Genomic DNA, 20654 nt, shown 5'->3' on the forward strand with positions numbered 1-20654 from the left:
AAGACGGCTTGCAGTTCATTAAACCTCCATTCCACCTCTCCCAAATCTATGGTGCTGGCAGTTTTCAATTCCAACGTACTTCCGAAGAATGGGGGGATGCCTACCTGAAGACATAGCTCATGCCTCCAAATACCCCTTCTGAAAGGTGATTTCTGTTGGTATACTTTATCTCCTCCTGAAGGTGTTGGTACTGTACCTCTGAAAGGGTGATTTCAAGTTTTCTCATCTCCTTTTCTTTTGTAGCACTAAGAGAAGAGGAGCGCGCGACAATAAGTGACGCTTCGAAAGCTGATGGTATAAAGTCTAAGGGAAAAAGAGGTTACTCTCTCTGACACTGATCACGAACCATGAAACTACCTACTAGGAAATTCTGCTTATCTTGTAATAACACGAAGAAGAGATCAATAAAAAAATCATGTAATGCCAATTATCGAGTTAGAAACCCACATAAAAGCCAAACAGAAAATTGTTTATGATTTATCCAGAAGTATTGATTTCCAATCAGAAGCTGTGAGATCTTCGAACGAAAGGGCGGTTGCAGGAAGAACCAGCGGATTAATAGGTTTGAATGAAACGGTTACCTGGCATGGAAAACATCTTGGGGTATGGCAACATCTGACTACCAGGGTTACAGACTTTGATCCGCCACTTTTCTTTGCGGATGAAATGGAGAAAGGTGCTTTTAAAAGTATCAGGCATGAACATTATTTCTCCACAACCATAGAGGGAACACTAATGAAAGATATTTTTAAATTCCAGGCTCCTCTGGGAATATTAGGTTGGCTGGCAAATAAATTATTCCTTAAAAAATATATGACCAATTTTCTAAAGGGGCGCAACAGGTTTCTTAAAGAGTATGCAGAAAGTGACAGGTGGCGGGAAGTTTTACCGGAAAATGACTCTTACTTCTAAAAACTAATTCCCACTCCGATATTTAATTCGGACGTATATTCTTCGGTATTTAGCGGAGTCTTACTATCAAAATAGTAATTATAAGTGGTAAATACCTTAAACCAGTTAGAAAGGGGAATATCCAGCCGAAATTGTTCCAGGATTCTGTAGTCGTTCAAATCTCTGTAGAGCGGTTGATAATAAACAGTATTGGTAACTGAAAATTTATTTGATTCGGCAGTATATGATAAAGTTACATAGGTGCTGTTGCGGTGATTATAGTTAGTAGTTTCTGCCCTGTCGCTGGATTCCATTTCATACATATAGCTGTTGCCGGCATAACCGTTGAAACGTTCTCTGTCCATCCATTTCACCCGAAGCCCTGCGCCTATCAGGTTGCGCTGTTCTACAACCAGTAGTTGATTGTACTGCCCCTGGAGAAAAGTTTCAAATCTTAATAATTGATTTAATTCATAGTTAAACCTCCCGTGAAGAAACCATGCGTTCTGCAGGTTTCCTTCTTTTGAATCTATGAGTTTGTAATTTCCCAAAAAGAAATAGATTTTCCGAAGGTCCTTTGATTTTAGCTGTGTGGTCAAAGCAGCATCTATCTGATTCACCTGAACCCCATCATTATTGGTATGATTGAAGGAAAAGTCGGCATTTAAAGTAAACCTTATTGAATCGGTTTGCATACGTTTAGACTCAATATTCACCAGTTGCGCAGAAAGGAGACTTGGCAATAGGATAAATAAACTTAAAAGAAGAATTCTGTTCATAATTTTCAAAAGTAAAAAACATCCTTCTGAAATGCGGCTTTAGGCTTCAACAACTTTTTTCGGGGATACTTCTTTAATAATTGATAGGGAACGACCTGAATATATCACACACAATATTTAATTTGTAGAAGAAGTGAATAACAGGACTTTATAGAAATGAGACGATTACTTAATTTAATTGGCTCAAAAGAATGTTCCCAGTGGCTGCCCGAACTACTAGCTTTACTTCTATTCAAAGGATCTTTTAAAGGAGTTCCAATAGAGAGTGTGGGCAAGATGCTTGGGCACAGATCCCTTAAAACCACGCAAATTTATGCAAAGGTTTTGGATGAAAAGGTGGAGAGGGATATGGACGCCCTAGAAAAACAATTGCAAAAGCAGCCCTTGAGCAAAAAATAAAAAAGTGATCGCTTTTTAAAGAAAAAGGGAGACCCTTTAGGAATCTCCCTTTTTAAAACATAATAACAGATTAAAATTAATTAGCTCTGCCTTATTCTAGGTGCTTTTATTATTCTTCTATAGGCAATTGCTCGTTAGGTGTAGATATAGAATCTTCTACTTCAGTTACAACATCGATAGAATCAATACCTGTTTCAGCGGAAGTCTCAAGAACTTCTGCCTGAGTTGGGGTTGTAGACTCAATAACTTCAGTTTCCAATTTGTTTTCAGCAGAAACTTCTTTGCAAGATGTAAAACTTAAAACTAATGCGATTACAGCAAGAGTCAAAAATGATTTTTTCATTTAAATGAAAATTAATTGTTTAGGCAGCGAATATATATCATTTTTGAATTCAAAAATATTCAGCAAAATTTATTTTTAGTTAAATTTTTATCCGATAAAATCTAAACTTATTGCTTGTTTATATGGCAATTAAGTTAATTTTTGTAGCACATGATCAATTGAATAAGAACCCTTACCTGATGACTCATATTGCCAGAAAGACCTTTGCAAAAGACTTATGAGTAAAAAAATAAATGTTTGTTAGGACAGGTACTAGTCAGAACTTATTGATCATTACTGAGACAGCAGCGTCTCCAGATACATTTATTACAGTTCTGCACATGTCAAGAGGCCGGTCTACTGCAAAGATTAGAGCAAGCCCAGCCTCAGGGATACCGGCTTGGGCAAGAACGATTACTAACATGACCATACCTGCTCCAGGTACTGCTGCAGATCCTATGGACGCCAGGGTTGCCGTAAGGATTATCATAAGCTGCGCTTCAAGATTGAGATCCATACCAAAGGCCTGGGCAATAAAAACTGCTGCTACGGCCTGGTAAAGACTGGTGCCATCCATGTTTATGGTAGCTCCAATGGGAAGTACAAAACTGGCGACCTCTCTGGAAACTTTGAGATTATTTTCTACACATTCTATTGTAACGGGAAGTGTAGCCGCACTGGAACTGGTGGAAAAAGCAAGCAACTGTGCTGGAGCAATAGCTTTAAAAAAGATTTTTGGGATCTTGCGGGTAGAAAAATAAACAATTCCGGCATATACTCCAAGCATCAACAGAAGTCCGGTCAGTACGGTTATTGTATATAGGGCAAGTGCAGAAAATAAGTTGGAGCTTGGAGATTCTATCACCAATGCTGCTAATAAGGCAAATACTCCATAGGGCGCTGCCATCATAATGAGATCTATCATTTTTAGGATAACGTCATTAAAACCCGCAAAAAAATCCCCGACAGGTTTAGCAATATCTTTTGGAACCAAAATGAGACTTACCCCAAAAAATACTGCAAAAAAGATCACCTGTAACATTTTGGTGTTGTCGCTGGCTGCAAAGAAAACATTAGAAGGTACAATATCCTCTAACGCCTGTAACGGTCCTGTTTCTCTGTGTTCTTCTGCCAGTTCAACCCGGCTGGAAATTTCCCCGGAATAACTCTGAAGTAAATTGCTTCGTGTTTCCTCAGAGATTGCATTTCCTGGTTTAATCACATTTACACAGAGTAATCCAATAGATACAGCCACGAAAGTAGTAAGGATGAATGTAATGATGGTTCTGCTTCCCATTTTGGACAATTTTGACAAATCTCCAAGGTCAGAAATTCCTTTTATTAACGAAGCAAGAATAAGTGGGACTGCAATGAGCTTGAGAGAATTTATAAAGATGGTGCCAAAAGGTTTGATCCAATCTTTAATAAAGTCTGCACCCCACGAAAAGCTTGAAAGTAGAAGAGCAAAGAGTACCCCTGCGGCCATTCCCAGAAGGATTTGCCAATGCAGTGCAATTTTAAGGTTTTTCACCTGCTACACATTTAAAATTTCTATCTCTCAAACTATTAAGCCAGTCCATTTACAGAAATAATGGTAACAATCCATACAATTACGCAGGACAAATAAATACCTACTGTATTGGCAAGAAAGGCCTGCTTTTTCTCCAGGCGAAATAACCATGCTGCGATTGTGCCGGCATATACACCTGTACCTGGGATTGGTACCATTACAAAAAGCAATAACCCCCAGAACCCATATTTCTGAACATTCTTGCCAGCTCCCAGTTTCGCTCTTCTGGCAACAAAAATTGCGGATTTTTTATAGAACCTCCACTTGAGCAAGTATTTATTGATATGTTGAAGAAAGAATTGCATAACCGGAAATACCATTACGTTAGCGGCAAAACACAAAGTAAAAGCCAGGTAATAGTTTACGTTATTATAAATGGCGTATGGGATTCCAACTTTTGCCTCCCCAAAAGGTGAAATGCTCCATAGCATTGCGGTGATGATATCGTTAAGCATTATTTTAATAGATTTCCTGGCTTACCAGGTAAAGTGTATAGATAATAAAGGTTGCTACCAGCAAAGCAGCAGGCAGTCTGCCCAGTTTTTTCTTTCCAAAGAAGAGCATTAAGAAAAGCAAGGCTGTTCCTCCCAGAAGTAAGAAAATATCCCGATTAAATATGATATCATAAGCGATAGGCCTTACGGTGGCACTAACTCCAAGAATAAAAAAGATATTGAAGATATTCGATCCTATAACATTCCCTATCGCTATATCACTATTCCTTTTAAGTGCAGCAACTACAGAAGTAGCGAGTTCCGGTAAAGAAGTTCCGGCGGCTATAATGGTTAATCCTATAAGTTTCTCACTTACGCCCATAGTAGTGGCCATAAAAACTGCACTATTGACTACCATCTTTCCACCGGCAATAAGAGCCACCAGTCCAATAATTATTAAGCCCCAAATTTTCCATACGGGTAAATCCACTTCTTTAACTTCCTTAGTTACAGGTACACCTTTAAGTTGGGTGTAGACATATCCCAGGAATGCCAGGAATAAAATTAATAAGATTACACCATCAGTCCGGCTAAGAATTTCATCCTGAAAAATAAAACTGTTAGCTAAAATCAGCAATAGTATTCCGGCTAAAAATGATACCGGAATCTCTTTAAAGAGGGTGCTGGACTGTACCGCCAAAGGAGTAATTAATCCGGCAACACCCAGAATAAAGAACAGGTTAAAGTTGTTGCTGCCAATGATGTTTCCAAAGACGATGTCCTGGTGATTTTCTATGGATGCGGTTACATTCACAACCAGTTCTGGCGCAGAAGTCCCAAAAGCTACAATAGTAAGACCGATTGCCAGATCTGAAATCTGTTTTTTTCGTGCAATTGTTGAAGCTCCATTCACCAACCAGTCTGCTCCCTTTATTAACAGGAGCAGACCAACTGCCAGTAAAATAATAGAAAGTATCATTATGCGGTGCGTTTTAGTACTGGAAGAGCATTTAAATATTTCTGTAGTTCGCCCACTAAATCCTTGGCATTTTTTAATTCATAATCCTGATTATAGTTCAGGTCGTGGTCAAATACCGTCACAATGAGAGGAGCAAGAGAATTGCAATTGTAAAATTCCAGTTCTATACGGGAGAGAATTTCTTCCAGCTTTCCCTGTTGCTTGACATTGACAGTTTGAGTGACCATTTTTATCTGACTTACATTACTTAAGTCAACATGATTTACTCTAAATCCAAGATCTGATTTTTGGACGAATAAAAATTGCTTTTTTAGAATGTCTATTCCTGTTAAGTTAGTATTCCAGCTAAGTTCATAACTTATATTTAAGCCTAGTCTTAATGCTTCTTCCTTAAACTTGTTTTTAAGTTTTTTTTCTTCCTTACTTTCAAAGAGGGGCAGAAGGATAAAGGGTAAAAAACAAATAATTGCCAGTGCACTGGAAATCAATATAAAATCTATTTTCATTTTTTCGAATTTAAAATATTAATCTGTTGTTGTTAATAACAGCAAGCGTTATCCCTCTGTGAGGAATTCCTGAAGATGCAGTTATTGCCCGAAGATTAAAAATCTCTAGAGAAAAATGTGAAAGGGATAGATAATATCAATGAGGCTTAGTCCCGGCTCGATAAATCGATGGACTAAAAAGTAAGCTTTAGATCTTGATTGTTCCCTGGAATTTTCTTCGCCAAGAAAGGCAATTGAATAATAAGATAATCTATTCTTAAAAAGAAAATTTGAGGTTGAAAGATAACTTGGAGATAAATCGCCAGGATCTTCTGAAAATTGAGTTTTAAGCTCGTTATTTATTTCAGGATGATCTATTTCTGAAGCAGACATGGTAAAACTACTGCCGCCGCAAAGCAACAAAAGTAAAATCAGAACCAACTTCAATTTTAACATGATCTCTTCCTAATATTGGATCAAATCTATGGAATAAAACTGTTAAGATTTCAACAAAATTTAATTCCTAAAAAAATATTTCAATTTTTAAAATCATTGCTTTTTGATGCTAAATTTTCTCAAACATTTGTAATACATTTACTTATTGAAATACAAAAACAAATGCTCAGAAAATACCACCAGCACTCGTCTTAATTAGCTTAGGAACCTGAAGAAGATTTCAAAACTCTCGATTGGGTTTAGAAAATATCTCTTCAGCATAAGCTTCATCCATATTTTCCATCTTTATTTCATTCGGATTTATGATTTCCTAGAACATTATATCAGACCGGGAAAAATTTCAGAGAAAATGGTCCCTTCGGAAAGAGCAGCAGTGTTTCTGCTCTAATTTTTGTTCCAATGTGAACAAAGAGAAATCAGTTTGTATAAGAAACGTTTTTTAGTAATGGATCATAAAAAAGAAGTTTGGGGAAGTCGTTTAGGGCTTATCCTTGCAATGGCGGGGAATTCAGTAGGTTTGGGGAATTTTCTAAGATTCCCTGTTCAAGCTGTCCAAAATGGCGGAGGAACATTTATTATACCCTATCTGGTTTGTTTTCTTTTAATGGGAATCCCTCTCTTGTGGATTGAGTGGTCTATGGGACGTTTCGGTGGCCGCAGGGGACATCACTCTACACCTTTTATTCTTGGATCCATGCACTCCGGCTCCTTATGGAAATACGTAGGGGTTTTTGGGATATTTACAAATATTGCGGTAGCAGCTTATTACTGTTATATAGAATCCTGGACGCTCTCCTATACCTTTCACAGTATCCGGGGAACTTTCACCGGACTTTCGCAAACAGAGGTTGCCGGATATTTTAATGATTACGTAAGCATGGGAACTAATTTTTTTGGTATTCCCAATGAAGCAATTTTTTTCTTTATCATATGTATACTTATAAATACCTACATTCTCAGCAGGGGTCTCGCAGGTATAGAACGTGTAGCAAAGATAGGAATGCCATTACTTATTTTGTTCGGGGGTTTTCTGGCTATTCGTGGTCTTAGTTTAGGAACAACTGCTGCATCTGAAGAATTTCCGTTGGCTAATGCCTGGGATGGACTAAATTATCTTTGGACTCCTCAATATGAGTCTTTGCTACTACCGGGGGTTTGGCTTGCAGCAGCCGGACAAATATTTTTCACCCTCTCTGTAGGTATGGGAACCATTCACTGTTACGCAGCTTATATGGACAGTAAAGACGATATTGCCTTAAATGCCACTTCCGCCGGTTTTACCAATGAATTTGTTGAAGTAGTCCTTGGAAGTCTTATCGTTGTACCGATTGCCGCCGGATATTTTGGTTTGGATTGGGTAAAGGAAAATATAGGTTTTGGAATGGCATTTCAATCTATGCCATTCCTTTTCAGTCAATGGGGGCCGGTTCTGGCTGCCCTGGCTGGTATTTTTTGGTTTGGGCTCCTGTTTTTTGCTGGAATCACTTCTTCCCTTGCAATGGGGACTCCCTGGATGGGATTTATGCGCGATGAGTATGGATGGGGACAAAATAAAGGTGCTTTATCTTTTGGATTTCTTACGCTTTGTTTAGGATTCCCATGTGTAATATTTTACCAGCACGGTTTTTTTGATCAGTATGATTACTGGGCCGGAACGGTTTCCCTCGTGATATTTGCCCTGGCCGAAACTATCCTCTTCGCCTGGGTTTTTGGAATAGATAAAGGATGGAAAGAGATTAATGACGGAGCGGATATAAAGATCCCTGTAATTTTTAAATGGGTAATTAAATACATCACTCCATTACTTCTCATTTTTGTCTTTGTCGGTGCACTGTTTACGCCGGAAGGAAATAATTGGGTAGGAGCTTTTAACCAGATATTCTCCGGACAAGGATGGCCTTTAGATCATAGTTCCCTGGTAATGCAACTGAGTAATTCGGAATTAAAGCAGAATCTTTCTGGGGCCATAAATGCTGACGAAATTAAGGATATTACTAATCGTATCTTTTTTGCCAATTTGGCGCGGATAATTTTACTTTTCTTATTTATTGGAATTGCAATATTAGTTTATATAGCCTACAGAAAAAGAACTAATAAAACTTAATATGAATACTGAGCCATTAATTATAATGCTTGTTGTACAGCTTTCTGTTACAGGGGTAATGCTCTTCTGTTTTTATAAAGTGATGAAAAGCCGGGAGGGAAAAAATTAAATTTCAGATTATCCAATCTGCCTTAGCAGTTTAAAAATAACAGGTAAAGCTTATATACCAATAATTCTATTGGTATATAAGCCTATAAAAAAACCTCCTAAAAAGGAAGATGTTATTATTTCTTTGATTCTGCAATAGAAACTTTTCGGAATTCTTTTAAAAGCTTTTCCAGTTCCAAAGAGGATTTCCTTGCTCTTGTCCCGGCGCTTTTATTGCCATCTTCTAATTGCGCAGTAGCATCTGTTTGGAAAGATTCATAAGTGCTCTGGATGTTTTCAATAAGTTTTTTCATGATAGTATTATTAAGTTTAAGAATACTAAAATAACAGAATAAACCGGGTCTACCTGAAAAATTAGATTTTTCTAATAAAATTTTATCAATTTTGGTAAAATTTCAAATTTCTCTGTTTTATAGAATTAGATGCTATTGAAGTTTTGGAAATAGTACGACACCTGAAATAACAGACTTTAATTTCGATAAAATTTTCGCGTTTTACTTAAGCTTCAGCGGAAACAATCTCTATAATCAATGTTTTCAGGTCTTTAATTATATGAATATCAGCAATAGGTATTTCCCAGTAAATGCAGTTTATAACTACCTGTTACACCTTTTAAACGGGCTGTAGTGGGTTTGTCTTTTTCCTGCCGGTTTTCCAGTTCCATAAATACTTCATCTGATACAATTAGGTTGTTGTTAAGCTCTTTAGTCAGAGCCTGAATTCGGGAAGCAACATTTACTGCGTGTCCCATTGCTATAAGGCGTTCGTGCTTTCCTAGCTGAATTTTTCCGGTTATTACTTTTCCAGAATGTATGCCAATACCCACTTCAATATTCTGGTCAAAGTGCGGAAGGAAGTATTCTTTATTAAGGGTCTGCAGATTCTCGATTATTTCCCTTGCAGTTTTAGTAGCTGCATTTTTAGCTTTTTCTGGCGTAGATGAATATCCAAAAATGGCATACAGGCTATCCCCGGCCGTTTCAATTAATCTTCCGCCATTACTATCTATTATGTTTTCGCAAAAAGTAAAAAGTTTCCTGATGACATGTATTACATCAAATGGCAGATTTTTTTCCATAAAAGGACTAAAGTCTCTAATATCAAGAAAGAATATAGATAGCTCACGTTCTTCTCCAATCTCTTTAGTGGCTTCTCCAGCCATTGAGCCTATATAAAGACCAAAATCTGATACGTCTTTAACGATTCGAGTTAACTTTACCGGGCCACCTGAGATGTAAGTTTGACATGCCAGACGAACATTTGGAGGGAATTGCATTTGTTTTTTTAAAGCTTTTTCCTTTTCATTTTCGGGTGAGAGGCTTTTCTCACCGCTATGTACCAGTACCCTGCAGGTAGAGCACTTACCCTTACCTCCACATACATGAACTAGAGGAATTCCGGCATCTAAGGAAGCATTCAGAATGCTTTTACCTTCTAAAGCCAGGATAGGTCCATCCTGGGAAAATTCAATTTGATGTTTTTTCATGAAATCATTTCTACATTGAATAAAAACCAAAAGTAGCCGATTTTAACCGGAAGAATTATAGCTGTTAATGGTAGAAAGTAATGAGTTTATATAAAAAATTTATAGTTAGATGCCCGTGAAGAGTAAAGTGATGTAGGCTATTTGAAGTTTGAAGCCAGAAATGCCAAATATCGACCTGCTTTAAAATATGAAGTACGAGGTTAGGGGTTGAAAAATCCGTACTTCGAGCTTGAAATATATTTATTCCGAAAAAACCAGTTTTTCGGAGTTTAATGTCGCCGCGCATAAGACTCCGAAATCCAAACTGATTAAAGTGTATGCCGAAAAATGCCAAATATCGGCCTACAGTAGCGCCGTGCACCTAAACACAGAACTATCGAAAAAGGATATGCTCAGAAATGCCAATTATCGACCTGTTGTGCCGTTGCGCACCCTATTTCCTGAACTCAAAATTCTCTAAAGACTCATTTTTAAGCAAAAATTGCAGTAATTTTAGAATCGGAAACAGGGAATCAATTTAAAAATTTCAGTAATGTTCGAAATTCTTCATAAAAAGGTAAATGAAACCATCACCATCACCGATGAAGAGTTTGCATATGCGAAAACCCTTTTTGTTCCGAAGAAATTACGAAAAAAACGCTTTTTACTGGAAGATGGTGAGGTTTGTATGTACACCACATTTGTTGAAAAAGGATTATTGAGGAGCTTTACTATAGACGATAAGGGGAATGAACATATTCTGCAATTTGGGATGCAGGGTTGGTGGGTAGGCGATCTTTACAGCTTTCTTACAGGCGAAGCTTCAGAATATAATATCGAGGCACTGGAAGATTCAGAACTTTTACTTATCACCAAACCCTCCTGGAATCTGCTTCTGGATGAGGTTCCTGCTTTTGAACGTTACTTCAGGATTCTTATTCAAAATAACTTAATTGCCACTCAAAGGCGCCTAATGTGTACAATAAGCGCCACTGCCGAAGAACGTTACAGTAAGTTGCTGAAGGATTTTCCCGATATCTCGCAACGGGTGCCGCAGCATATGATTGCTTCTTATATTGGGGTCACACGCGAAACGCTAAGCCGCCTCCGGAGCCAGATGATCTCCGGTAATTAAATGCCTGCATCTCTTGCCAGCCCTTTGTCCTTCTTAGATTAACTTATCTTTAATAAGATTGTGTGACATAGATCACCTCCATTTCTTATCATAGGTCATTGGCTATGGCGCGTTATGACTGTAAGTTTGCAGGGTAATTATTAAAACATACTATTATGGCAACTACAAAATGGGATATTGATCCAACACACAGTGAAGTAACTTTTAAGGTAAAACACCTTATGATCTCAACCGTTACCGGAAAATTTAAAGTTTTTGAAGGACAGGCTGAGACGGAAAGCGATGATTTTAAGGACGTAAAGAATGTCGAGTTTAAAGCTGATGTAAAATCTATCGACACTAATAATGAGCAACGTGACGAGCATTTAAGATCCGGGGATTTCTTTGCAACAGATGAGCATGCCGACATGGTTTTTCGTGCTGGGAAATTTGACGTGAACAGTGATAAGCTGGAAGGGGAATTGACTATAAAAAATACAACAAAACCCGTCACCCTTGATGTAGAATTTGGTGGGGTTGTAGTGGATCCTTATGGGCAAACAAAAGCTGGTATAACTGTAAGCGGTAAAATTAGCCGAAAAGAATTCGGTTTAACCTGGGATGCCGTTACAGAAGCCGGGAGTGTGGTTGTAAGCGACCAGGTGAGACTTAATGCCGAGGTTCAGTTTGTAAAACAGGCATAAATACTGCACTGGGCAAGGGAAATTTTCTGCGGAATTTTTAGAATAGAAGGAACAGGTGATGATAAAAACAGTAGCAATTTTAGGAGATACAGGCAATTTTTTTGCTGAACTGGTAAAGGCTTTGATGAAGCAGGATCTTCGCTTGCTCTTTGTTTCTGAAGATGAAGAACATGATTTAAATATAATAAATAACCTGGAACAAACTGAAGCCGTAGCTGAAGTAGAATTCACCGGTTGTGAACACGATGGCTGTTGGGAAGCTGATATTATCCTAATAAATCAACCTCAGAATATCTCCTGTTCTTTGATTGAAAGAATAAAAGAAGTAGCGACACAAAAAGTGGTTCTGTTGGTCTCCGGCAACAAATTACAATTCGAAGAGTTGGATTTTAAGAAGTTGCTGCCTCACTCAAAAGTTGTTGAGGTTTTTGTGGACTTGCAGAAGATGGAATTCTCGGTTTCTGGTAAGGATCCTGAAGCCATAGCCGGAGTGGAGGCGATATTTGCAAATGCATGTTTCGAAATACAACGATGCCTTTAAAAAATTGAAGAAGCAGAAAATCAGCAGAACCTTGAACAAATCAGCTATTAAAACTCGAATAATTTAAATAAACTATTACTAATTTTTAAAAATGAATATTATGAAACAATTACTTTCTTTATTATTTGTCGCTTTTTTAAGCGCCACAACATTTGCACAAACAACCTGGAAAGCCGATCCGGCCCATACGCAGGTTTATTTTGGGATTACCCACCTTACAATTTCTGAAATTGAAGGTAAATTTAATGAGTTTGAAGGTAGCATTACAGCTTCAGAAGAAGATTTTAGCGATGCACAATATAACATGGTAATCCAGATACCTTCTATAGACACCGGAGTAGAAATGAGGGATGATCACCTGAAAAATCCAGATTTCTTTGATGTTGAGAAACACCCTGAAATGACATTTAAAAGCACCTCATCCAGAAAAACAGGTGATGGAAAATATGAAGTTACCGGAGATCTTACTTTCCACGGAATTACAAAACCAGTAACCCTGGAGGTTACACATCGCGGAACAATAGAGCATCCTCAAAACGACGATATTATCTCCGGATTTTCAATTTCAGGTAATGTGAAAAGATCTGACTATAATCTGGGGCCAGATTTTCCTGAAGCAGTATTAAGCGACAATGTAGTAATTGACGTTGACGGGGAGTTTATAAAGCAATAAATTTCACCTTATTCAGGAGGAAGCTTAGAAGATTGAAGTAACTTTTGGCTTCCTACTATCCAAAAATGGAATTAAACGAAAAGTCCTGTCGTGCAACGGCAGGGCTTTTCTATTTTATAACAGGAGAAGATTGTTCTTAAGTGTTTAGAAAGAAATAACTTATTTGATCAGGATGTATGGCCAAATAGGAATGTCTAATGCTTTAGTAGCTGTGGATATCCATCATTACATTTTATTGCTTGTATTTGCTTAACTTAAGAAGTTGAAAATTCTAAATTATAAATTTCTCTATGGTCAGAATACTAGCTTTTTACCGTTCCATAAAAAGCAAAATAGCATTTTATCCCACGCTATTCGCTCTTTCAGGTCTTCTGTTTGCACTTTTAATGATGTATCTGGAGAAACGTGGAATGTCAGACTATCTTGTAGAACATGCTCCCCTCTTTGTAGTGAACAGCGGAGATACTGCCCTTACAATACTCAGTGCTTGTATTACCGGACTTATTTCTATGATGGTTTTCAGTTTCTCAATGGTGATGGTACTTTTAAATCAGGCGGCAAGCGATTATTCGCCCCGTTTGCTTCCAGGGTTAATTTCAGATTACCGGCATCAAATCATCCTTGGGATTTATATTTCAAGTATTTTGTACTGCATCTTTGTTCTTTTTTCCATTCAGCCAACAGGGGATAAGTATCAGATTCCGGGATTCTCTGTCTTGTTGGGAATCCTGGCTACCGTTATTTCCATCTATGCTTTTATCTACTTTATCCACAACATTTCCGAAACTATTCAGATCACGAATATTATGGAAAAGATATTCAACAATGCCAGTACTAGGCTTAATATCCTGTTGGAGAGGGAAACTTCAATGAACTGGAATTTCCCCGATAGTCACGGCTGGACAGCATACAGTAGTGATAAAAGTGGTTACTTTCAGGATTTTTCGGGAAGGGATCTTCTGGCCTTTTCTAAGAAAAATAATACTTTTTTAGAAGTTCTGCCAATTAAGGGAACCTTCGTCTTAAAAGGAACACCGGTATTTCGTTCCAAAGAAAAACTTAGTGAAGAAGCCGTAAAGGAACTTCTGGAAAATTTTCATCTGTCAAGAAAAGAGCTGGTAACTTCCAATTATGTCCTGGCATTTAAACAGATCACCGAAGTTGTGGTAAAGGCAATGTCGCCCGGTATTAATGATCCGGGTACAGCGTTAAATGCCATTGATTATCTCTCTGAACTCATAAGGTTAAGAATGCTGAAATCTGACGAAAGTTTTGTCTCCGATTCCGGTCAGGATTATGTAAAAATGAGAGCTGTAAGTTTTGAAGAATTATTATACCAGATAAATGCAGCGTTAAGAAAATACTGTTGTGGCGATATTGTAGTTGTTCAGAAGCTGGGATATATGTACCTGGCTCTATTAAAGCAGAAAGTCTTACGTCCATCTTATCATGATGTGCTTGAGAAAGAGGCAAAAAGACTCCTGACTGACGCAAAGGTGGCAATGACAAACGAAGCAGATTTAGAAACTTTGAACCTTCTTGCAAAGAAACTGCCTCTGCAGTTTTAAGACCTTCAGTTTCAAAGATGATTGTTCAGCAGAATGGCGTTTTATAAAAGCGCATTTATCAAGTCTTCAATTTGTGCAGGATTGGTTTTTACGGCTATTTTTTTCAATTTTTTCGTGTTTGCATTAGAACAGGTTTTTTAAGAATGTGTATTTCCCTCTCCTTCATCTGGAAGGCCAAATTGAGTATAAACATCTTTAACTGTTTCACTATCTTCAGAAAGTATAACCAGAGTATCCTGATCTTCTAATGTAGTCATACCGGTGGGAGTGATAAACTTACCCTCTCTCATTATCATCGCAATAATTGCCTTTTTCGGGAATTCCAGATCTACAATTCTTTTTCCTGTGCTGTTGTGGCCTTCTGGGATAGTAATTTCTCTCATAAGAGATTTTGCGCTATCCTCAAGAAAAGCATCAACCGGGGATCTTTGTTTGGCTTGTGATGGTAATGAGACATGTAGCCATTTTGCAACTGCCGAAAGTGTGGTACCCTGTATAATTACAGAAAGTACCGAAACAAAGAAAACGATGTTGAAGATCATGCCGGCTTTTTCAATTCCAGCAATTAAGGGGTAGGTGGCGAAAACAATAGGAACCGCACCTCTTAGACCTACCCAGGAGATATACCACCTGCGTCGCATTTTCATTTTAAAAAAGGACAGGCTAATTAAAACTCCTATGGGACGTGCTACCAGGATTAAAAAGGTGGAAACGAGAAGTCCAATTCCCATGACAGGGAAAATTTGAGAAGGGTTAACTAACAATCCGAGGGTAAGGAATAGCACAATTTGCATGAGCCAGGCGAGTCCGTCGAACATTCGCATTATAGCTTTTTTGTGAATGAGATTTTGGTTTCCTAGAAATACTGCGCACAAATAAACTGCCAGGAAACCATTACCTCCCAAAGTATCGGTAGCCGAGAATGTCAGGAACATCAATGCAATAGCTAAAACCGGATACAAGCCTTCGAAATCCATTTTTATCCTGTTGATAATCATCTTGCTAATCTTCCCGAAGAGAAAGCCCAAAAACCCGCCGATAAGGATCTGTTGAAGGAAAAGAGGAATTATACTCAACAAGCTCTGATCCTGGTGTACTACAAGCCCCAGAAAAGCAATAGTTAAAAAATACGCCATAGGATCATTACTCCCACTTTCTAACTCCAGGGTTGGTCTAAGATTTGTTTTTAGTGCAATGTTTTTTGACCTGAGAATAGAAAAAACAGCAGCCGCATCTGTAGAAGAAACAATTGCGCCCAGCAGTAATCCTTCGTAAATACTAAAATCTGTTACCAGCCATACAAAAGTTCCAACTCCGGTTGCAGTAAACAATACGCCAAGGGTAGAAAGGGAAACCCCTTGCCAAACCACAGGTTTGATGCTCTTCCAACTAGTGTCCAAACCACCAGAAAATAGAATAAAATTAAGGGCAATAATCCCTATGAACTGAGTTAAATGTGGATTTTCAAACTGGATCTTTCCAATTCCTTCAGCACCGGCTATTACACCTACTCCCAGAAATAAAAGTAATGTGGGTACTCCGAATTTAAAGGAGGTTTTTCCAGCTAATATGCTAATGAACAAAAGAAGGGATCCTATTAAAATTATATTTTCGCTTGTTAGATCCATATTCCCTACCTTTTTATCTATTGTAATACTGTCTTAATGTTTGAATTCTTAAGAACCAAATTGGTTTATGTTACAGATAATTGATCTTCTGTACTGGGTTAAAATTAAGGAAATTTTGTTCGGCTCTAATAACTATATAAATCTTCTTAGCTGAAGTAGATGGTCAAACTGAAGAAATTATATTTTAAGTCAAATGAAGCACAAATTACTAAATGCCCTTGCCAAATAACAGGTAGCGTTGATAATTGATTAATGTTTTAATTCAGAAGGAAGTTTCCCGTATTTTTCTTTAAATACTTTCCTGAAGTATTTTACATTATTAAAGCCAACCTCATATGAAGCCTGGGATATCGAGAAGTTATTTACTTCAATAAGTTTGGCAGCTCTTTCAATTTTTACATTTCTAATGTATTCATTGATACTATTTCCTGTAATAGCTTTTAATTTTCTGTACAATGATGTTCTGCTCATGCCAACTTCTTTGGCGATCAATTCCACATTATCTTTTCCTGTGCCCATATTTTTTAAAATAACCTGATCGAGTTCGTGGAGAAATTGCTTTTCCTGGTTTAGAATCTTTGAGGTTTTATTGTCTATTGTGGAAGAATCGGTATTTTTTAAGAAGTAGTTTTGTAGTTGACGGCGGTTTTCAAGCAGGTTTTTTACGCGGGTCATGAGCAATTGGGGATGAAAGGGTTTAGTAATATAATCATCCGCTCCTTCCTCATAACCGGTACTTATACTTTCTATATTGTTTTTTGCAGTTAAAAGGATAATGGGAATATGGCTTGTTGAGGTTTGCTTTTTTAATCCGGAGCATAAATCTATACCATTTTTTTCCGGCATCATCACATCAGAAATAATGATATCCGGAACATATTTGGAAGCCTTGCGTATTCCTTCATCACCATTGGTAGCATGAACTATATCATAATCCTCTTTAAATATTCCATTCAGGAAAACCAAAATTTCAGGATTATCGTCAATAATAAGGATCAAAGGCCGGTTCTTATCTGAAGTAATGCTTTCATTCTTTTTGCCCGGTGTACTGCCTGGTACAAAATTTTCTTTCAGATAAATTTCCCCGGAAATTTCCTCAGGTATTATGGACAGTTTGTTAGAAACAGAATTTTTTACGATTGGGATGCTAAGTGTGAAAATAGTTTCTTTCTGAGGGACACTGCTCACCATTATATCTCCATTGTGTAATTCTGCAAATCGCTTAGAAAGTGCTAATCCAATGCCGGTTCCATTTTTCTTAACGGTGGAATCAGATCGATAATACCAATCAAAAATGTGGGTGAGGTCATTAGAAGTTATGCCTGTTCCTGTATCGGAAACCTGAATTTTAAAGTTTACCTCTTCTATAGATAAAACCACTTTTACCCTGCCTCCTTTTTTGCAATATTTTATAGCATTGGAAAGGAGGTTGTTTACAATAACTTCAATCTTTTCAAGATCGATATAGGCCAATATTTTTTCCTGAGGTAAAGAATGCTCCAGGGATATATCTTTTTCTTTTGCCAGGGGCAGATAGTTTTGAACCCATTTAAGAAGATTCCCCGGCAGATCATGATTACTACAATTTAATTGGCTTAATCCTTCTTCAGCTTTCCTAAACTCCAATAATTTGTTGATTGACTGAAAAAGTTTTTTTGCATTTCTCCTGATGAAGAGCAGGTTCTGTTTTAGGTCTTCATTTCTTTCTTTTGAAATTAAGTTTTCAACAGGTGCGAGTATAAGAGTTAGGGGGGTTTTTAGTTCATGTGAAAATGCTGTAAAAAAACGTAAGCGTTCTTCATTTAAATCATGTTCCAATTGCCGCTGTTTTTTTTCAAAAATTAAGGAATTCCTAAGGTGAACCCTTTCAGTATAATACCTCGAACTTAACCATAAAATAATGGCAATTATCAGGATATAGAGGATATATGCAGGTAGGGTCTTCCAGAAAGGAGGCACGATGCTGATCAATAAATTCTGAAATGCTTCTTCTCCCATCCCAGAATTTGTCTTTACCACTAAGTTATATTCTCCCGGAGGTACACTGGTAAAATTTGCCACACCAGAGCCTTGAGTGTCAATCCAAAAATCATTGTAATTTTCAAGTTTATAGGAGTAGTTGATGTTTTTTGCTTCAGGATACTTTAATGCGGCAAAATCTACGGAAAAAGAATTCTGGTTATGTTGCAGAACTATTTCCTTTTGAAAAGGAATAGCTTCTTCCAAAATGTAGCCTTCCTTTTTACTACCAATAGGAGCAGATTCATTAAGAATTTTAAGTTCTTCGAAAACAATGGGATAAATACTATTTTTTGTTCCGAAATCCTCTGGGTTAAGTATGTTTAAGCCGTTGTTTCCGCCAATATAAATTTTGCCTGTTGCACTTTTAATAGCCGCACCAATATTAAATTCGCCGTTCTGAACGTTATTCATGGAAGAAATGTTCAAAATCTCATTTGTCTGGACGTTATACCTGCAAATTCCGTTGTAAGTGCCCAGCCATATAAGATTCTCATCTTCCATTACCATGCTGCTTACCGTATTGTTGCTCAAGCCTTCCCTTTCCGTAAAAGTTTTCACCTCTTTTTTTTCAGGATCAAACCGTAGCAATCCTCCATACCGGGTGCCGGCAAGGATATCTTTATTATTTAAAACAGTAATAGAAAAGACGACATTTGTACTAAGTCCTTCCAGGTTATCCTGATTAAAGAATACCACAGTATCTTTAATGGGATCATATTTTATAATACCTGAGCCAAAGGTGGCGAGCCAAAGGTTACCTGCACAATCTTCATCAATATCCCGAATATCTATTTTTCCGAGGCTCTGTATATAATCAAACTGATCCTTATAAGCGTTATATTTATAGAGTCCGCCCCTGTTCGTTCCCACCCAAAGGCTATTGTTACGGGATTCAAAAATCTCACGCACATCACTACCTTCTGATGGAGAGCCCTGTAAATAATGAGTCCAGGTGTCGTTTCTTTTGTCTAATTTGTTAAGACCTCCCTGGTAAGTGCCTACCCATACCCGATTATTGGAATCTTCAAGAACAGAAATAATGTAATTGTTACTAAGGCTTTGGGAATTATTCTCCTTGTGATTAAAATTTTTTATTTCTCCCGTTTCGGAATTATAGAGGTCCAGGCCTCCACCATCTGTCCCTACCCATATCATATTGTTGTTGCTTCTGGCCAAAGCTCCAATGCGGTCATGGCTTAAGGACTCTGTGGCGGAAACATTTCTTTGAATTAGCTTTATAGGTTCTCCCCCGGGATTTACATAATTAATACCGGTAGGCGTTCCCAGCCACATATTATTATCTCTATCCCGTGTAATTACAGAAACAGTACGATTGTAAACACTTGAGCCATCAGTACCGGGTAAAAACCATTTTATTTCAGGATCTTGATCTGGTTTAATTAAAGAAGCAATGTTGATGATGTTCAATCCTCCATTTCTTGTACCTATCCACATCTGTCCCAGATCATCTTCTTCAAAGCAAAGAATGTCATCATCACTTAAACTTTTGGACGGGGAATTTCCTTTATTTAACTTAATGGTGTCTCCCTTTCCCGTTATAACTTCCAGCCCTTCTCTTGAGCCTATCCAAAGATTTCCGGATAAGTCTGTGTACAGGTTGTTTATAGTTGAAAAGGAAAAATTTTCTTCTCCGGAATTAAGGTGGATAATAGTATTGGTTTTATAAGAAAATTTATTTAATCCGTTGTTAAAAGTGCCTATCCATAGGATGGAATCTCCTTGCATGGTCATGGAAGAAATCTCGCTGGAAGAAAGAGGAAAATCTTTTCCAAATTTTTCTTTGATGGTTTGAATGTTCCAGTCTTTTTTAGCGAACTGTATGCCTCCCCGATAGGTGCCAATTATTGGGTTTCCATCCGGTCCCAGGGCGAGGGCACTTACGCTATTCGTTAATAATCCATCTTGATTGCTTACAACCGTAAATTTATCTTTACGAAAATTGTATATATTAAGACCTTCGTCTGTTGCAATTAAAAGTTCCCCGGACGATTTAAATTTTAATTGCTCTACGTAATTATTAGTAAGACCCGTCAAAGAATCATTATAACTACCCTTGTAATGAATAAATCTATTACCGTCATAGCGGTTTAAACCATCTATTGTAGCGATCCATATAAAACCCAAAGAATCCTGTGCAATATCATTAACAAAGTTATGGGATAATCCTGAAGATATATTTAATAAGTGAAAAGAGAGGTCATCATTGTTGCGATCTGGCTCTCCATGCTTCTCCTGTCCAAAAGACACCTTCGTGAGTGTTAGAAATATAATTATGTATAAATAACAAATTTTCATTATAACCTTAAAAATAAAGTTAGAAGCGTAAATAAACAGCATTAAAATGTAACAAAACAGGCTTTGAACGATTTGTGACCCATATTTTGACGATCT

Annotated in this window: 20 protein-coding genes; 8 read left to right on the plus strand and 12 right to left on the minus strand. The window is 37.5% G+C overall.

Features of this window, described 5'->3' with window-relative positions:
• Nucleotides 1-100: 100 nt before the first annotated feature.
• Nucleotides 101-226: a hypothetical protein gene (locus RM549_RS09260; protein ID WP_311684019.1), complete on the minus strand. Its 126-nt coding sequence runs from the start codon at nucleotides 224-226 to the stop codon at nucleotides 101-103.
• A 194-nt stretch (nucleotides 227-420) separates the two neighbouring features.
• Here RM549_RS09260 and RM549_RS09265 point away from each other — a divergent pair, with 194 nt between their 5' ends.
• Entirely contained in the window at nucleotides 421-912 is a 492-nt protein-coding gene (locus tag RM549_RS09265) for an SRPBCC family protein (RefSeq protein WP_311684021.1), read from the plus strand.
• Here the strand turns inward: RM549_RS09265 and RM549_RS09270 are convergent.
• Nucleotides 909-1670: a DUF481 domain-containing protein gene (locus tag RM549_RS09270; protein WP_311684023.1), complete on the minus strand. Its 762-nt coding sequence runs from the start codon at nucleotides 1668-1670 to the stop codon at nucleotides 909-911. The two genes, RM549_RS09265 and RM549_RS09270, sit on opposite strands and share 4 nt — an antisense overlap.
• A gap of 156 nt (nucleotides 1671-1826) precedes the next feature.
• Here RM549_RS09270 and RM549_RS09275 point away from each other — a divergent pair, with 156 nt between their 5' ends.
• Nucleotides 1827-2069: a hypothetical protein gene (locus RM549_RS09275; protein WP_311684025.1), complete on the plus strand. Its 243-nt coding sequence runs from the start codon at nucleotides 1827-1829 to the stop codon at nucleotides 2067-2069.
• A 109-nt stretch (nucleotides 2070-2178) separates the two neighbouring features.
• Here RM549_RS09275 and RM549_RS09280 read toward each other — a convergent pair whose 3' ends face one another.
• The 6 genes from RM549_RS09280 to RM549_RS09305 form a co-directional block, all read right to left on the minus strand.
• On the minus strand, nucleotides 2179-2412 hold the full coding sequence (locus tag RM549_RS09280) for a hypothetical protein (RefSeq protein ID WP_311684027.1): 234 nt from the start codon (nucleotides 2410-2412) through the stop codon (nucleotides 2179-2181).
• Nucleotides 2413-2668: 256 nt separating this feature from the next.
• Nucleotides 2669-3922, minus strand: a complete 1254-nt coding sequence (locus RM549_RS09285) for a dicarboxylate/amino acid:cation symporter (protein ID WP_311684029.1) — start codon at nucleotides 3920-3922, stop codon at nucleotides 2669-2671.
• Between the two features lie 35 nt (nucleotides 3923-3957).
• Entirely contained in the window at nucleotides 3958-4416 is a 459-nt protein-coding gene (locus RM549_RS09290) for a COG2426 family protein (protein ID WP_311684031.1), read from the minus strand.
• A 4-nt stretch (nucleotides 4417-4420) separates the two neighbouring features.
• Nucleotides 4421-5374 carry a calcium/sodium antiporter gene (locus RM549_RS09295; RefSeq protein WP_311684033.1) on the minus strand — a complete coding sequence of 318 codons (954 nt, stop codon included), beginning with the start codon at nucleotides 5372-5374 and terminating at the stop codon, nucleotides 4421-4423.
• Entirely contained in the window at nucleotides 5374-5880 is a 507-nt protein-coding gene (locus RM549_RS09300; protein WP_311684035.1) for a hypothetical protein, read from the minus strand. The genes RM549_RS09295 and RM549_RS09300 overlap by 1 nt, the downstream gene beginning before the upstream one ends.
• 105 nt (nucleotides 5881-5985) lie before the next feature.
• Nucleotides 5986-6315, minus strand: a complete 330-nt coding sequence (locus RM549_RS09305) for a hypothetical protein (RefSeq protein ID WP_311684037.1) — start codon at nucleotides 6313-6315, stop codon at nucleotides 5986-5988.
• Between the two features lie 445 nt (nucleotides 6316-6760).
• Here RM549_RS09305 and RM549_RS09310 point away from each other — a divergent pair, with 445 nt between their 5' ends.
• Nucleotides 6761-8419: an SLC5/6 family protein gene (locus tag RM549_RS09310; protein ID WP_311684039.1), complete on the plus strand. Its 1659-nt coding sequence runs from the start codon at nucleotides 6761-6763 to the stop codon at nucleotides 8417-8419.
• Between the two features lie 224 nt (nucleotides 8420-8643).
• Here RM549_RS09310 and RM549_RS09315 read toward each other — a convergent pair whose 3' ends face one another.
• Nucleotides 8644-8820: a histone H1 gene (locus RM549_RS09315; protein ID WP_311684040.1), complete on the minus strand. Its 177-nt coding sequence runs from the start codon at nucleotides 8818-8820 to the stop codon at nucleotides 8644-8646.
• A 266-nt stretch (nucleotides 8821-9086) separates the two neighbouring features.
• On the minus strand, nucleotides 9087-10013 hold the full coding sequence (locus RM549_RS09320; protein ID WP_311684042.1) for an adenylate/guanylate cyclase domain-containing protein: 927 nt from the start codon (nucleotides 10011-10013) through the stop codon (nucleotides 9087-9089).
• 532 nt (nucleotides 10014-10545) lie between these two features.
• Here RM549_RS09320 and RM549_RS09325 point away from each other — a divergent pair.
• The 5 genes from RM549_RS09325 (at nucleotide 10546) to RM549_RS09345 (ending at nucleotide 14592) form a co-directional block, all read left to right on the plus strand.
• The gene (locus RM549_RS09325) at nucleotides 10546-11127 is read left to right on the plus strand and encodes a Crp/Fnr family transcriptional regulator (protein ID WP_311684044.1); all 582 of its coding nucleotides are present in this window, start codon (nucleotides 10546-10548) and stop codon (nucleotides 11125-11127) included.
• Between the two features lie 155 nt (nucleotides 11128-11282).
• Nucleotides 11283-11810 (plus strand): YceI family protein, encoded by a 528-nt coding sequence (locus tag RM549_RS09330; RefSeq protein WP_311684046.1) that lies wholly within the window; start codon nucleotides 11283-11285, stop codon nucleotides 11808-11810.
• 58 nt (nucleotides 11811-11868) lie between these two features.
• The gene (locus RM549_RS09335; protein ID WP_311684047.1) at nucleotides 11869-12351 is read left to right on the plus strand and encodes a hypothetical protein; all 483 of its coding nucleotides are present in this window, start codon (nucleotides 11869-11871) and stop codon (nucleotides 12349-12351) included.
• A gap of 100 nt (nucleotides 12352-12451) precedes the next feature.
• The gene (locus RM549_RS09340) at nucleotides 12452-13024 is read left to right on the plus strand and encodes a YceI family protein (RefSeq protein WP_311684049.1); all 573 of its coding nucleotides are present in this window, start codon (nucleotides 12452-12454) and stop codon (nucleotides 13022-13024) included.
• A 290-nt stretch (nucleotides 13025-13314) separates the two neighbouring features.
• Entirely contained in the window at nucleotides 13315-14592 is a 1278-nt protein-coding gene (locus RM549_RS09345; protein ID WP_311684051.1) for a DUF2254 domain-containing protein, read from the plus strand.
• A 137-nt stretch (nucleotides 14593-14729) separates the two neighbouring features.
• Here RM549_RS09345 and RM549_RS09350 read toward each other — a convergent pair whose 3' ends face one another.
• Both RM549_RS09350 and RM549_RS09355 read right to left on the minus strand, forming a co-directional pair.
• Complete coding sequence (locus RM549_RS09350) at nucleotides 14730-16220, minus strand: potassium/proton antiporter (protein WP_311684053.1); 1491 nt, start codon at nucleotides 16218-16220, stop codon at nucleotides 14730-14732.
• Nucleotides 16221-16469: 249 nt separating this feature from the next.
• Nucleotides 16470-20510: a hybrid sensor histidine kinase/response regulator transcription factor gene (locus RM549_RS09355; protein ID WP_311684055.1), complete on the minus strand. Its 4041-nt coding sequence runs from the start codon at nucleotides 20508-20510 to the stop codon at nucleotides 16470-16472.
• Nucleotides 20511-20654: the final 144 nt, after the last annotated feature.

It is taken from the genome of Autumnicola patrickiae (genome assembly GCF_031846525.1).
Taxonomy (GTDB): Bacteria; Bacteroidota; Bacteroidia; order Flavobacteriales; family Flavobacteriaceae; genus Autumnicola; species Autumnicola patrickiae.